This is a genomic window from Microbacterium sp. TPD7012 (assembly GCF_003075395.1).
In the GTDB taxonomy this organism is placed as follows: Bacteria; Actinomycetota; Actinomycetes; order Actinomycetales; family Microbacteriaceae; genus Microbacterium.
Genome location: NZ_QDFV01000003.1, coordinates 431,307 through 444,455, shown reverse-complemented (window position 1 = coordinate 444,455; position 13,149 = coordinate 431,307). Strand labels below are relative to the sequence as shown.

Genomic DNA, 13,149 nt, shown 5'->3' with positions numbered 1-13,149 from the left:
GGTGGCATGACGCACTCGGGCAACCCCTTCGGACAGGTTCTCGTCGCGCTCGTCACTCCGATGACGGCCGACGGTGAAGTCGATTGGCCCGCCGTCGAGAAGCACATCGATGACGTGATCACCGCGGGTGCGGACGGCATCGTCGTGACGGGAACGACCGGCGAGACCTCGACCCTCACGGACCCCGAGAAGCTCAAGCTCGTCGAGGTCGGGAAGTCGGTCGCCGCCGGCCGCGCGAAGATCATCACGGGTGGCGGCTCGAACGAGACCGCGCACGCCATCGAGCTGTACAAGGCCAGCGAGAAGGCCGGCGCCGACGGCATCATGATCGTCACGCCCTACTACAACAAGCCGACGCAGGCGGGCATCCTCACGCACTTCCGGCTGGTCGCGGATGCGACCGATCTGCCGGTGATCCTCTACGACATCCCCGGCCGCACCGGCGTGCCGATCAAGTACGAGACGATCCTGCGCCTGGCGAAGCACCCCAACATCCTCGCGGTGAAAGACGCCAAGGGTGACTTCTCCGAGGTGAGCCGCGTGCTCAACCAGACCGACCTGATGTACTTCTCCGGCGACGACGCGAACGTCCTTCCGCACCTCGCGATCGGTGCGACCGGCCTCATCGGCGTGACGGCCAACGTCGCGGCCGCTCCGTACCGCACCATCATCGATGCGGTGAACGCCGGCGATCTGGCCACGGCGACGGCGGAGCACAAGCGCCTCGAGCCGCTGGTGCGCGCGGTGATGACCCACGTGCCCGGCACCGTCGCGGCCAAGTACATCCTGCACGGCCTCGGTCGCATCTCGAGCCCCCGGGTGCGTCTGCCCCTCGTCGGCCCGGAGGAATGGGAGGCCGCGCTCATCGAAGACGAGCTCGACCTCGTCCAGGACGTGCCCGGTGCCGATTTCTCGAACTTCCGACCCGACCGCAATGCGGCTGCGGGTGGTGCCCTGCCGAAGGTGCACGGCACGACGCGCTGAGCCGCGTCGCCATGAACGAACGGACGCGCACAGTGTCCGACTGAGGAGACAGCATGTCCATCCCCCTGTCAGAACCGTCCGCTCTCGACGAAGGGACGCTTCGGGTCATCCCGATCGGCGGCCTCGGCGAGATCGGTCGGAACATGACCATGTTCGAGTACGACGGCAAGATCCTGATCGTCGACTGCGGCGTGCTCTTCCCGGAGGAGCACCAGCCGGGCGTCGACCTGATCCTGCCCGACTTCGAGCCGATCCGCGATCGCCTCGACGACATCGTCGGCGTGGTGCTCACGCACGGCCATGAGGACCACATCGGCGCCGTCCCGTATCTGTTGCGTCTGAAGAGCGACATCCCTCTGATCGGGTCGGGCCTGACGCTCGCGCTGGTCGAGGCGAAGCTCAAGGAGCACCGCATCAAGGCCTTCACCCTGACGGTCACCGGGGGCCAGGAGGAGCGCGTCGGCCCGTTCGACCTCGAGTTCGTCGCCGTGAACCACTCGATCCCCGACGCTCTCGCCGTCGCGATCCGCACCCCCGCGGGCATGGTGCTCGCGACGGGCGACTTCAAGATGGACCAGCTGCCGCTGGACGGCCGGATCACCGACCTCCGCGCCTTCTCCCGCCTCGGCGAGGAGGGCGTCGACCTGTTCCTGGTCGACTCCACCAACGCCGACGTGCCCGGCTTCACGCCGACCGAGCGGTCGATCGGACCGGTGCTCGATCAGGTCATCGCCAAGGCGCCCCGCCGCGTCATCGTGGCGAGCTTCTCGAGCCACGTGCACCGCGTGCAGCAGGTCATCGACGCCGCCTACGCGAACGGGCGCCGTGTGGCGTTCCTCGGGCGCAGCATGGTCCGCAACATGACGATCGCCGAGCAGCTCGGGTACCTCAAGGTCCCGGCCGGCGTCCTGATCGACTACAAGAAGGCCCGCGACCTCCCCGACGACCAGATCGTCTACATGTCCACCGGATCGCAGGGCGAGCCGATGGCCGTGCTGAGCCGCATGGCCAACCTCGACCACGCGATCGAGGTGAGCGAGGGAGACACCGTCATCCTCGCCTCCAGCCTCATCCCTGGTAACGAGAACGCGGTCTACCGCGTGATCGACGGCCTCACGAAGCTCGGTGCGAACGTCGTGCACAAGGCCAATGCCAAGGTGCACGTCTCCGGTCACGCCGCGGCGGGCGAGCTGCTCTACTGCTACAACATCCTGAAGCCGAAGAACGTCCTCCCCGTGCACGGCGAGTACCGTCACCTGATCGCGAACGCGAAGCTCGCCCAGGACACCGGCATCCCGGAGGAGAACACGATCATCGCCGCGAACGGCACCGTGATCGACCTGAAGGACGGCACCGCGCGTGTCACCGGGCAGCTGGACCTCGGCTTCGTGTACGTCGACGGCTCGACGGTCGGCGAGATCACGGATGCCGATCTCAAGGACCGGCGCATCCTCGGCGAGGAGGGGTTCATCTCCGTCATCGTCGTGGTGGATGCCGGCACCGGACGCATCATCTCGGGACCGGAGATCCATGCCCGCGGCGTCGCCGAGGATGACTCCGTCTTCGACGACGTCGCCCCGAAGATCGTCGCCGCGCTCAAGGAGGCCGCAGGGAACGGCGTCCGCGACACGCATGCGCTGTCGCAGGTGGTGCGCCGGACGATCGGACGCTGGGTGAACCAGAAGCTGCGTCGGCGTCCGATGATCGTCCCGCTGGTCATCGAGGCGTGAGGGTCCGCGCCGTCGCACGCGCACTCACGGTTGACCGACACATCGTCGTAACAGCCGCCCTCTAGGCTCACCACATGTTCTCGGGCTTCTCCACCCGGCGGGCGACGCAACCCGACGCGGTCTTCCTCGGCGACATGCTCGTCGAGGCCGCGAACTGGCGCGCCGGGGGAGTGCGCCCGCGACATGAGGTGCTGACGTCCGCGGACCATCGCCGGTACCTCGCGGGCTGGAAGCGCGCCGCGGACGAAGGACTGATCGCCGTCGGCGACGACGGCGTGCCGGTCGGTGCCGCCTGGTACCGGATGCTGCCCCAGAACGAGCCGGGATTCGGGTTCGTCGGCGCCGGGGTGCCGGAGCTCATCATCGGCGTCCATCCGCTCTGGCGGGCTCGCGGCGTCGGTCGTACGCTGCTGCGGGGCATCGTCGAGCTGGCGAGCGCACAGGGGTACGCGCGCATCAGCCTCAGCGTCGAGCGCGACAACTTCGCCCGCAACCTGTATCGCTCCGAGGGGTTCAACGTCACGACGGAGGGCACGGTCCGCGACACCATGGTGCGGCGCACCGCCTGATCCGCCCGAGCGGGATCGGCGAGAAGCCGCGTCATTGCGCGGATATGTCGGCTGTCCGTCGTAACGTGAGAGCATGGCCAGGAGTTCCACGAAGACTGAGCGTGCGTCCGCGAGCGCACCGTCGCGCCCCAAGCGGCAGACGGCTCCCAAGGCCCAGCCCACGCCCAAGAAGTACATCGACGAGCAGGAACGGCCGCCCGTCGCCGTCCGCGCCTGGACGGGTCTGGCGCACGGCGTCGGAGGACTGTTCCGCGCCTTCGGCCCGGAGAGCCTCGAGAAGGACGACCGTCGCGACGGCTTCCCGTTCCTGCTGGTGCTGCTCGCGGTCGCCGGTGCCGTCAACGAATGGTTCTTCATCGGCAACGACGTCGCCGCGAACATCAGTGCGTTCTCGGTCGGAGGACTGATCGGACGCGTCGCCTTCGTCATGCCGGTGCTGCTGCTCCTGCTCGCGGGCTGGCTGTTCCGGCATCCATCGTCCGTGCACGACAACGGGCGCATCGGGATCGGCTTCGGCCTGTTCGTGCTGACGCTCGCAGGCATCTGCCACGTCGCCGGAGCCCGCCCGCAGCCCAAGGAGGGCATGCTCGCGCTCAGCGAGTCGGGTGGGCTCTTCGGATGGATGCTGGGTCAACCGTTGACCTACCTCACCGACATCCCCGCCTACATCGTGCTGGCGCTTCTCGCCGCGCTGAGCGTCCTGATCCTCACCAAGACCCCGCCGAACCGCATCGGGGCCCGCCTCGGCGACCTCTACGCCTGGATGTTCGACGCGGAGCGCGCCGAGAAGCCCGCGAAGGATGCGGCGGCGATCGACGAGGCCGACAAGGTCGACGACCCGGACGTTCTGCCGTGGTGGCGAAGGAACAAGACGGGCAGGGAAGAGGATCCCGACGAGGGAACCCTCGGCTCCGACGACATCACCGCTCTGCTGAACACCGCCGAGCCGACCCCCGCATACGATCAGGCCGTGGTGGTGGAGAACCCCTACGACGCGGCCACAGAAGTGCTGACCGATGTCCGCTCCGTCACCGACTCGCTCGCGGAGCAGCAGGCCACGGCGCTGCTCGACGACGAGTCCGACACGGGCGAGATGCCCGAGCTGCCCGGCCTCGACGGATTCGGCACCGAGGGACCGGGGGACCGTGGGCCGCAGGCGCCTGTGGCCCCGTACATCCTTCCGTCGCCCGGTCTGCTGGTCGAGGGCCCGGCGCCGGTCATGCGCTCCGAGGCGACCGACAAGGTCATCGAGCAGATCACGAGCGTCCTCACGCAGTTCAAGGTCGATGCGAAGGTGACGGGCTTCTCGCGCGGTCCGACGGTCACGCAGTACGAGGTCGAGGTCGGTCACGGCGTCAAGGTCGAGAAGATCCTGCAGCTGAGCAACAACTTCGCCTACGCCGTGGCGTCGAACGACGTCCGCATCCTCTCGCCGATCCCCGGCAAGAGCGCCATCGGCATCGAGATCCCGAACGCCGACAAGGAGATGGTCGCGCTCGGCGACGTGCTGCGCTCTCCTGCGGCGCTGAAGAGCACGCACCCGATGACGATCGGCGTCGGCAAGGACGTCGGCGGCAACATCGTGATCGCCAACCTCGCGAAGATGCCCCACCTCCTCGTGGCCGGTTCGACCGGCTCGGGTAAGTCCAGCTTCGTGAACTCGATGATCACGAGCCTGCTGATGCGGGCACGGCCGGCCGACGTGCGCATGGTCCTGATCGACCCCAAGCGCGTGGAGCTCACGAGCTACGCGGGCGTGCCGCACCTGATCACGCCCATCATCACGAACCCGAAGAAGGCGGCCGAGGCGCTGCAGTGGGTCGTGAAGGAGATGGACATGCGGTACGACGACCTCGCGTCGTTCGGGTACCGCCACATCGACGACTTCAACCGCGCCGTGCGCGCCGGTGAGGTCGAGCTTCCGGTCGGGAGCGAGCGCGTTCTCAAGCCCTACCCGTACCTCCTGGTCGTCGTCGACGAGCTGGCCGACCTGATGATGGTCGCGCCGCGCGACGTCGAGGATTCGATCGTGCGCATCACCCAGCTCGCCCGTGCCTCGGGCATCCACCTCGTCCTCGCCACGCAGCGACCCAGCGTCGACGTCGTGACCGGCCTGATCAAGGCGAACGTGCCCTCGCGGCTCGCCTTCGCCGTCACCAGCGTCACGGACAGCCGCGTGATCCTCGACAGCCCCGGCGCCGACAAGCTCATCGGTCAGGGTGACGCCCTGTTCTCTCCGATGGGATCCTCCAAGCCCTTCCGCCTGCAGGGCGCCTGGGTCGACGAGAAGGAGATCGACGCGGTCGTCAAGCACGTCACGCGCCAGGCGCGCCCGGACTACCGTCCCGACGTGCAGGAGGCCCTCGAGCCCACGAAGAAGAAGGAGGTCGACGAGGACATCGGCGACGACCTCGAACTGCTGCTCGCGGCCGCCGAGCTCATCGTGTCGTCCCAGTTCGGCTCCACGTCGATGCTGCAGCGCAAGCTGCGCGTCGGCTTCGCGAAGGCCGGTCGTCTGATGGATCTGCTGGAGTCGCGGGAGATCGTCGGCCCGTCGGAGGGTTCGAAGGCGCGCGACGTGCTCGCGACGGCCGAACAGCTTCCGCAGGTGATGGCCAAGCTCCGCGGCGAAGACGCTCCCGCCGCGGCTCCGGCGCCTCCCGTGACATCGGCCGCGTCCGCGGCTCCCGCGCATGATCCGGTCGAGGCGCAGTACAGCGGGCTTCCGGTGGTGGAGGCCGAGGGCGACGAAGACGCCTGGGGCCTGACGGGTCGCGACTGATGGCCATTCCGCGGCAGCTGCCCAACGCCATCACGATCGCCCGCATCCCCCTGGCCGTCGTCTTCTTCATCCTGCTGCTGCTCGGCGGCACCTACGGCCTCCCCGATCCTGCGCTGCGCTGGACCGCCGCGATCCTGTTCATCGTGGGCATCTCCACGGACTGGGTCGACGGCTACCTCGCCCGCAAGTACGAGATCGTCAGCGACTTCGGAAAGCTCTGGGATCCGATCGCCGACAAGATGCTCACCGGCGCGGGCTTCATCGGGCTCGCGATCCTCGGTGAGGTCGACTGGTGGATCGTCGCCGTCATCCTCATCCGAGAGTGGGGCATCACGGTGCACCGGCTCATGGTGGCCAGCGAGCATGTGGTCGCCGCCGCGTGGATGGGCAAGATCAAGACCGCCTTCCAGGGCGTGGCCCTGGGCTGGGCTCTGCTGCCGCTCCATGTCGTCATCGGCCTCGGTCCGTGGACGCTGGTGACCTTCCTGCTGATGATCGTCGTCCTGGTGCTCACGGTGGCCAGCGGGATCGACTACATCGTCGCGCAGGTCAGAGGGGTACGGCAGAAGTCGTGAGCGATTCCCCGGCGGCCGCCGTGCTGTCCGCGCTGAAGAGCCGGGGCTGGACGCTGGGCGTGGCGGAATCCCTCACCGGCGGAGCGCTCTGCGCCGAGCTGGTCTCGGTGCCCGGTGCGTCCGCGGTCCTGCTCGGGGGAGTGGTCGCCTACGCGACGCCCGTCAAGCACACCGTTCTCGGTGTCGACGCCGCGACGCTGGCGCAGCACGGACCCGTGTTTCCGGACGTCGCGCGGCAGATGGCCGACGGCGTGCGACGTGCCGTCGGCGTCGGTGGGCGACCGGCTGATGTCGGAGTGTCGACGACCGGGATCGCCGGTCCGGATTCGCCGGACGGGCAACCGGTCGGCACGGTGCACATCGGCGTCGTCACCCCGATCGCCTCGCAGACGCGAGAGCTGCACCTCGGCGGCGACCGCGCCGCGATCCGGGCAGGTTCGGTCGCGGCCGCACTCGATTTCCTTCTCGAGATCCTCCAGGAATAGTTGCGCGCATTCCGCGGTTATCTCCGATGTGCTCACATTGAAACCACAGAGTGCAGGGGTAGATTCTGTGCAAGCCAGGGGGACTAGACTGGCTGTCTCATCGAGGGGGAACTCGATGGATCGAACGGGGAGGAGGTTCCGATGATTCTTGTACGACAGGAAATCGGCGATGTGCTGAGGGACTTCCGCCTGCAGAAGGGGCGCACCCTCCGGCAGGTCGCAAGCAAGGCTTCGGTCGCGCTCGGATACCTCAGTGAGGTCGAGCGGGGTCAGAAGGAGGCATCGAGCGAGATTCTCGCCTCGGTCGCCGATGCGCTCGATGTGCCCATCTCGACGATCATGCGCGAGGTCGGCGATCGCATCTCCGTGCTCGAGGGCATCCAGGTCTTCCCGGATGTCGTCCCCGACGACCTCGTGGCGTCGATCGAGCCCGAGCTCTCCCTGCACTGACCTTCTGCCGGCTCGGAGACAGGATGCGTCGCAGCGAGTTCCTTCGCGCCGTCGAGACGGAGTTCCAGGCCCGCGCGTCATCGCTGGTCAATGACCTCGTGCTCGGCGCGCTCGGCAATCGGACGGCCGTGGAGGCGCTCGCGGACGGCGCGCCGCCCCGCGACATCTGGCTGGCGCTCTGCGCCGAGATGGACGTGCCGGAGAACCGGCGACACGGCGTCGGGCGTCAGGAGCCGCGGCGTCGCTGACGTCGGCGGCAGCTCGTTCGAGTCGTGCGGTATCCGACACGCCGATGACGGCGTGTCGTCGAAGATCTGTTCGAAGCGGGCGTAGTCTTCTGCACAAGTGGTCTCTGAGTTTCGTTCCACACGGTTCGCGGATGCTTCGACGCAATGTCGGTGGCTCCTCGTACGGTGAAGAACAGGCCCAGAGCCATACGCCTTGTCGGAGAGTTGCTCCCAATCGGGAGCGCCGCGGCAGCCTACAGGCGGCACCACGCGAGCAGAAGGAGCAGACCATGCCATCACCCGCCGACCGCGAGAAGTCCCTCGAGACAGCACTCGCCCAGATCGACCGTCAGTTCGGCAAGGGCTCCGTCATGCGGCTGGGCAGCGATGAGCGCGCCCCCGTGGCGGTCATCCCGACCGGCTCCATCGCCCTCGACGTCGCCCTCGGCGTCGGCGGTCTCCCGCGTGGTCGCATCGTCGAGATCTACGGCCCGGAGTCGTCCGGTAAGACGACCCTCACCCTGCACGCGATCGCGAACGCACAGCGCGCGGGTGGCATCGCCGCCTTCATCGATGCCGAGCACGCGCTCGACCCCGACTACGCCGCCAAGCTCGGCGTCGACATCGACGCGCTCCTCGTCTCCCAGCCCGACACGGGTGAGCAGGCACTCGAGATCGCCGACATGCTCGTGCGCTCGGGTGCGATCGACCTCATCGTGATCGACTCCGTGGCGGCACTCGTGCCCCGCGCCGAGATCGAGGGTGAGATGGGTGACTCGCACGTGGGTCTGCAGGCGCGACTGATGTCGCAGGCTCTGCGAAAGCTCACCGGTGGTCTCAACCAGACGAACACCACGATGATCTTCATCAACCAGCTGCGTGAGAAGATCGGCGTCTTCTTCGGCTCGCCCGAGACCACGGCGGGTGGTAAGGCGCTGAAGTTCTACGCCTCGGTCCGCATGGACATCCGCCGGATCGAGACGCTGAAGGACGGCACTGACGCGGTGGGCAACCGCACCAGGGTCAAGGTCGTGAAGAACAAGATGGCCCCGCCCTTCAAGCAGGCCGAGTTCGACATCCTCTACGGTGTCGGCATCTCGCGCGAAGGCAGCCTGATCGACTTCGGGGTCGAGCACGCCATCGTGAAGAAGTCCGGTTCGTGGTACACCTACGACGGCGACCAGCTGGGTCAGGGCAAGGAGAACGCGCGTACGTTCCTGCTCAACAACCCCGACATCGCGCTGGCGATCGAGACGCAGATCAAGCAGAAGCTCGGCATCGGCGGGCAGTCCGCGGCCCCCGCGGCTGCTGACGAGCTCGCCGAGCGTCGTCCGGCCTGATGACTGACACGCATGGGGGCGATTCCGAGCGGATCGCCCCCATCATCCCTCTCTTCGGCAGCAAGGCCGGGGGTCGCAAGGCGGTGCCGGCGAAGGTCTCTGACGATGACGCTGATCGCGCGGAGAAGGTGGTCCCGCGTCGTACCGGCGATGCGGGTCTCTGGCGTTCGACCTGGGATGCGCAGCCCGAGCCGTCGCGCTTCGACGACGCTCGCGACGCAGGCACGCCCAGCGATCGCCATCCCGCCAGAGGAACAGCGGCGAGGACGGCGGCATCGAACAGCGGCGACCTCGACTCGGGTGCGCTGGAGGAGCGCGCTCCGGAGAGATCGGCGCCGCGTCTTCGCGCGTTGCACGACCTCCAGGACGATGGTGATCGCGACAGCGCGGAGCTGGTGCGATCTCCGGGTGAGATCCGCGCGACGGCCGAAGAGGCGCTGCTGCGCAAACTCCGCGCGAAGTCGCTGTCGATCTCGGAGGCCAGGCTCGTGCTCAAGGGGCATGATCTCGACTCCGGGCAGATCGAAGACGTGATCGACGACTTCTGCCGGCGACGGTATCTCGATGACGCCGTTCTCGCCGGTCTGCTCGTCACATCCGGAGTCGAGCGCAAGGGGCAGGGGCGGGTCGCGCTCTCGCGGGCTCTGTCTCAGCGCGGACTGTCCCGCGACGTCATCGACGCGGCCCTCGATGAGCTGCCGGACGACGACGCCGAGCGCGCTCTCGATTACGCGCGCTCCAAGGCGCGGTCGATGGCCAGACTCGACAACGACACCGCCGTACGTCGCCTGGTGGGGCAGCTCTCGCGTCGCGGATACAACGGCGCGGTGGCGATGAACGCGGCGAAGGCGGCATTGCGCGAGGTCTCGTCCGGAGGGTCGACGTCCGGCGTCCGATTCGTGGATTCCGACTGAGCTGCGACGCTCCTCCCGTCCCTGATCCGCTCGTACAATGGGAGGATCATGACTATCCCGCGCAGTGAACCGACGATCATCAGCGCGTCGTCGGCAGCCATCGATGTCGACGGCCGACAGCGTTCCTATGAAGTGCGCACCTTCGGGTGCCAGATGAACGTCCACGACTCGGAGCGTCTGTCCGGGTCGCTGGAGAGCGCGGGGTACGTGCGCGCGTCCGAGGGCGCAGAGGCCGATGTGGTCATCATCAACACGTGCGCGGTGCGCGACAACGCTGCCGGCAAGCTGTACGGCACGCTCGGGCACCTCGCCTCCGTGAAGCGCCGCAAGGACGGCATGCAGATCGCCGTGGGCGGCTGCCTCGCGCAGATGGACAAGCAGGCCGTGCTCGACAAGGCGCCGTGGGTGGACGTCGTGTTCGGCACGCACAACATGGGCTCGCTGCCCGGTCTTCTCGAGCGTGCACGCCACAACGGCGATGCCGAGCTCGAGATCCTCGAGTCTCTCGAGGTCTTCCCGTCCACGCTGCCGACCAAGCGCGATTCCGCGCACAGCGGCTGGGTCTCGATCTCCGTGGGCTGCAACAACACCTGCACCTTCTGCATCGTGCCGAGCCTGCGCGGCAAGGAGAAGGATCGTCGTCCCGGCGACATCCTGAACGAGATCCGGCTGCTCGTCGACGACGGTGCGATCGAGGTCACCCTGCTCGGACAGAACGTGAACTCGTACGGTGTCGAGTTCGGCGACCGTCAGGCGTTCGGAAAGCTGCTGCGAGCGGCGGGAGAGATCGAGGGCCTCGAGCGCATCCGGTTCACGAGCCCTCATCCCGCCGCCTTCACCGACGATGTGATCGACGCCATGGCCGAGACGCCGAGCGTGATGCCCCAGCTCCACATGCCGCTGCAATCCGGAAGCGACCGCATCCTCAAGGCGATGCGCCGCTCGTACCGCAGCGAGCGGTTCCTCGGCATCCTCGACCGGGTCCGCGACCGCATCCCGCATGCCGCGATCACGACCGACATCATCGTCGGCTTCCCGGGCGAGACCGAGGAGGACTTCGAGGACACGATGCGCGTCGTGGAGCAGGCGCGCTTCTCGGGGGCTTTCACGTTCCAGTACTCGATCCGTGAGGGCACACCCGCCGCCACGATGGAGGATCAGGTCCCGAAAGATATCGTCCAGGCCCGGTACAACCGTCTGATCGCCCTGCAGGAGCGCATCTCGCTGGAGGAGAACCAGAAGCAGATCGGTCGCGAGATCCACGTGCTCGTCTCGACCGGCGAGGGGAAGAAGGATGCCGAGACGCACCGTCTCACCGGCCGAGGGGAGGACAACCGTCTCGTGCACTTCGAGGTGACCCCCGGATCGGACCTTCCGCGACCGGGCGACGTCGTCACCGTGACGGTCACGCATGCGGCGCCCTTCCACCTGCTCGCCGACGACCCCACGGGTGCGCCGCTGCGGATCCGGCGGACGCGCGGCGGAGATGCGTGGGATCGCGCGCAGTCCGAGTCGTGCGCTGTGCCGGCCCCGAGCGCGGATGGCGGCCCGCGGGCCGTGTCGCTCGGCCTTCCGACACTGCGCGTCGGCGTGTGACCGACGGCCCGCGACTCTGGGCCGTCGTCGGGGCGACCGGCACCGGCAAGAGCGACCTCGCCCTCGACCTCGCTGAGGCGCTGCGCTCGAAAGGCAATCCCGCCGAGATCGTCAACGCGGATGCCATGCAGCTCTATCGCGGCATGGACATCGGTACGGCCAAGCTGCCGCTCGCGGAGCGGAGAGGGATCCCGCATCACCTCTTCGATGTGCGCGAGGTCGATCAGGAGGCCGCTGTCGCCTGGTACCAGCCGCAGGCGCGGACGGCGATCGGCGCGATCCACGGACGCGGCGGAGACGCGATCCTCGTCGGGGGCTCAGGTCTCTACGTCTCGAGCGTGGTCTACGAGTTCCACTTCCCTCCGCGCGACCCGGCCATCCGTGAACGCCTCGAGAGGGAACTGGAGGCCGACGGACCGGACGCCCTCCTCGAACGGCTCCGGGCCCGCGACCCGATCACCGCTCGACGCATCGACCCTCGGAACGGTCGACGTGTCGTCCGTGCGCTCGAAGTGCTCGAGCAGGGCGGCAGCACCCACGGGGCGGCGCTCCCGGAGCATCCGACCCTCTGGCACCCGCAGACCCGCATCATCGGCCTGCACGTCGATCGCCCGGCACTGGTCGAGCGCCTCGATGCGCGCGTCGAGAGGATGTGGGAGGCGGGGCTCGTCGACGAGGTCGCCGAGCTCCGCCGTCAGGGTCTCGAGCAGGGGGTGACCGCGAGTCGCGCCATCGGCTATGCGCAGGCGCTCGGACAGCTCGACGGACGCCTGTCCGAAGGGGAGGCGATCGCCGAGACGCAGGCGCTCACGCGACGCTACGCCCGAAGACAGGTCTCCTGGTTCAAGCGGTACCGCGAGGTGGAGTGGCGGGAAGCGCCCGCCGGCCTCGACGGGATCGTCGGCGTCTGACGGGCACGATGTCGGAGGTCGATGCGACGCTGTCGGAATGACGACACACTTCTTCACGGCGTCCAGCCTCGACGGATTCATCGCGACGTCCGAGCACTCGCTCGACTGGCTCCTGAAGCAGGACATCGACCCCGAGGGGCCGATGGCCTATCAGGGCTTCGAGAAGACGATCGGCGCGCTCGCCATGGGGGCGTCGACCTATGAATGGGTCATGCGGCACGAGGAAGGCCGCTGGGGATACGCCCAGCCGGCGTGGGTGTTCACCCACCGTCACCTCGAGGTTCCCGACGGGGCCGACATCCGTCTGACCCAGGGCGAGATCTCCGAGGTGCACGCCGAGATGGTCGAGGCCGCCGGTGGCAAGGATCTCTGGGTCATCGGCGGCGGAGACCTCGCCGGACAGTTCGCCGATGCCGGACTGCTCGACGAGGTCTGGGTGCAGTACGCGCCGGTGACGCTCGGCTCCGGCGCTCCGCTGCTCCCGCGCGAACTCGATCTCGAACTCCTCGACGTCGCGCGCAATCGCAGCTTCCTCTGCGGACGGTACCGCGTGCTGCGCGCCTGAGAGGCGTGGAGCGAGCCGCCC

At 68.0% G+C, this 13,149-nt stretch carries 13 protein-coding genes; all 13 read left to right on the top strand.

The genetic code is table 11. The features are described 5' to 3' along the window. The first annotated feature begins 6 nt into the window (after window positions 1-6). The 13 genes from dapA to DC434_RS10225 all read left to right on the top strand — a co-directional run bounded on the left by dapA (window position 7) and on the right by DC434_RS10225 (window position 13,128). Window positions 7-984: a 4-hydroxy-tetrahydrodipicolinate synthase gene (dapA, locus tag DC434_RS10285; RefSeq protein WP_116635175.1), complete on the top strand. Its 978-nt coding sequence runs from the start codon at window positions 7-9 to the stop codon at window positions 982-984. A 53-nt stretch (window positions 985-1,037) separates the two neighbouring features. After that, entirely contained in the window at window positions 1,038-2,714 is a 1,677-nt protein-coding gene (locus DC434_RS10280) for a ribonuclease J (RefSeq protein ID WP_116635174.1), read from the top strand. Window positions 2,715-2,788: 74 nt separating this feature from the next. Continuing rightward, entirely contained in the window at window positions 2,789-3,283 is a 495-nt protein-coding gene (locus tag DC434_RS10275) for a GNAT family N-acetyltransferase (RefSeq protein ID WP_116635173.1), read from the top strand. Window positions 3,284-3,356: 73 nt separating this feature from the next. After that, window positions 3,357-6,065 carry a DNA translocase FtsK gene (locus DC434_RS10270; protein ID WP_116635172.1) on the top strand — a complete coding sequence of 903 codons (2,709 nt, stop codon included), beginning with the start codon at window positions 3,357-3,359 and terminating at the stop codon, window positions 6,063-6,065. Further along, window positions 6,065-6,640, top strand: coding sequence for a CDP-diacylglycerol--glycerol-3-phosphate 3-phosphatidyltransferase (pgsA, locus tag DC434_RS10265; RefSeq protein WP_116635171.1), 576 nt, complete (start codon window positions 6,065-6,067; stop codon window positions 6,638-6,640). The genes DC434_RS10270 and pgsA overlap by 1 nt, the downstream gene beginning before the upstream one ends. Further along, a complete protein-coding gene (locus DC434_RS10260; protein WP_116635170.1) occupies window positions 6,637-7,125 on the top strand; it encodes a nicotinamide-nucleotide amidohydrolase family protein in 489 nt (162 codons plus the stop codon). The genes pgsA and DC434_RS10260 overlap by 4 nt, the downstream gene beginning before the upstream one ends. Window positions 7,126-7,266: 141 nt before the next feature. Continuing rightward, the gene (locus DC434_RS10255) at window positions 7,267-7,575 is read left to right on the top strand and encodes a helix-turn-helix transcriptional regulator (protein WP_060925763.1); all 309 of its coding nucleotides are present in this window, start codon (window positions 7,267-7,269) and stop codon (window positions 7,573-7,575) included. 23 nt (window positions 7,576-7,598) lie between these two features. Next, a complete protein-coding gene (locus DC434_RS10250) occupies window positions 7,599-7,823 on the top strand; it encodes a DUF3046 domain-containing protein (RefSeq protein WP_116635169.1) in 225 nt (74 codons plus the stop codon). Window positions 7,824-8,092: 269 nt separating this feature from the next. Beyond that, complete coding sequence (gene recA, locus DC434_RS10245; RefSeq protein ID WP_116635168.1) at window positions 8,093-9,142, top strand: recombinase RecA; 1,050 nt, start codon at window positions 8,093-8,095, stop codon at window positions 9,140-9,142. Then, the gene (locus tag DC434_RS10240) at window positions 9,142-10,056 is read left to right on the top strand and encodes a regulatory protein RecX (RefSeq protein ID WP_116635167.1); all 915 of its coding nucleotides are present in this window, start codon (window positions 9,142-9,144) and stop codon (window positions 10,054-10,056) included. Before recA ends, DC434_RS10240 begins: the two co-directional genes overlap by 1 nt. Window positions 10,057-10,104: 48 nt before the next feature. Then, window positions 10,105-11,652, top strand: a complete 1,548-nt coding sequence (miaB, locus tag DC434_RS10235; protein WP_116635166.1) for a tRNA (N6-isopentenyl adenosine(37)-C2)-methylthiotransferase MiaB — start codon at window positions 10,105-10,107, stop codon at window positions 11,650-11,652. After that, window positions 11,649-12,563, top strand: coding sequence for a tRNA (adenosine(37)-N6)-dimethylallyltransferase MiaA (gene miaA / locus DC434_RS10230; RefSeq protein ID WP_116635165.1), 915 nt, complete (start codon window positions 11,649-11,651; stop codon window positions 12,561-12,563). The genes miaB and miaA overlap by 4 nt, the downstream gene beginning before the upstream one ends. 37 nt (window positions 12,564-12,600) lie before the next feature. Beyond that, complete coding sequence (locus tag DC434_RS10225) at window positions 12,601-13,128, top strand: dihydrofolate reductase family protein (protein WP_116635164.1); 528 nt, start codon at window positions 12,601-12,603, stop codon at window positions 13,126-13,128. Window positions 13,129-13,149: the final 21 nt, after the last annotated feature.